Here is a 1,448-nt window from a genome sequence, read left to right as displayed (position 1 = left end):
TTCTGACAGTAGCCAGATGCTGCGCGGCAACGGTTAGATCATGTCTGGCTAACCGGGACGCATCGTCATGCACGCTTCAATCACGACAACGCATTACAGGACCCCCACCTTATCCGTCGTCGATCCGCGCGGACTTGCGGTGCGTTCGGTCGATTACTGGCGTGAAGATGAAAAACTCGCGGCGCAGGCTCGGGTCAATCGAGTGGCTTACGATCTAGGCGGGCGCCCAGTCAAACAGTGGGACCCGCGGCTGTGGGCGCTGCAAGCCGCGGACCCGCTGACGCCGGCGAACATGACGAGCGTGCATTCGCTGTCCGATCACGTTGTGTCGCTGCTCAGCGTGGATGCAGGAATGCACATCAGCCTTCCAGGCACCGGCAATCAAGTGGTGCAACGTTGGGACAGTCGCGGCACGCGCAACGATATCGAATACGACGACCAACTGCGGCCAGTGGCAACGTTCGAACAGCAAGGCTCCGCGCCGCGAAGCTGTGTCGAACGTTTGGAATATGGCGGTTCCGAACCTGGCAATCAGGCCGTTAATCTGTGCAGGCAACTGACGCGGCACGACAGCCCCGGCGGGACGGTGTTGTTCGAATCGTTTGCACTCACCCGTCAATGCACGCGCCATATTCAGCATTTCACCAAAGACCCTGTCGCCGCGGATTGGCCTGAGCCAATTGCAGATCGCCAACATTTGCTGGAACCGGGCGAGGGCGCGCTTTCGACGTGGCGTTATGGCCCGCAGGGCAATGTGCTGGAGAAAACCGATGCGCGGCACAACTGCCAGGCGTTCGCTTTTACCGTTGATGGGTTGCTGCGCGACAGTGCGTTGAAGTTGTCCGGCAAGCTCACTTGGCAAACTTTGGTCAGCGAAATCGAGTACAGCGCCGATGGCAGGATTATTCGCGAAGTGGCGGGTAATCATGTCGAGACGAAGCTCTCTTATGGCGCCGCAGATGGACTGTTGATCGAGCGGCGAGCGTTCAGCAATCGCAGCGGTTTATTGCAGCATTTGTTCTACGAGTACGACCGCATGGGCAATGTCCTGAGCATCGAGGACAAGGCGCTGGAGGTGCGTTACTTCAATAATCAGCGCATCGAGCCCATCAGTTGTTTTAACTACGACAGTCTTTATCAGTTGATTGGTGCATCTGGCTGGGAGGCGGGCAGTGCAAATCAGGGACCGGCTTCGACAGGGCGAATGGATCCCGCAGCGCTCAGCAATTATCAGCAAAGTTTCAGTTATGACGAGAGTGGCAACTTGCTGAAGTTGACGCACATCGGGGCGCAAAGTCCGGGGCGAGAATTAACAGCTGCGCGCTACAGCAATCGCTGTTTGCCCTGGCGCAATGGCGTGCCACCCACCGAGGAGGAAATTGCCGCTGCGTTCGATGCCAACGGCAATTTGCTGATGCTCGATCAGGGACGCTCGATGACGTGGGATC

General features: G+C 57.9%; 1 protein-coding gene. It reads left to right on the top strand.

The window, feature by feature from the left end; translation table 11 throughout:
• Positions 1-67: 67 nt before the first annotated feature.
• A partial coding sequence (locus tag BI292_RS11270) for an RHS repeat domain-containing protein (protein WP_371918725.1) occupies positions 68-1,448 on the top strand: 1,381 nt, incomplete at its 3' end.

The sequence above is a fragment of the Pseudomonas sp. 43NM1 genome (assembly GCF_002836905.1).
Classification (GTDB): Bacteria; Pseudomonadota; Gammaproteobacteria; order Pseudomonadales; family Pseudomonadaceae; genus Aquipseudomonas; species Aquipseudomonas prosekii.
Note: the sequence above shows the minus strand (reverse complement) of the source record. Positions and strands in the feature narration are given on the sequence as shown.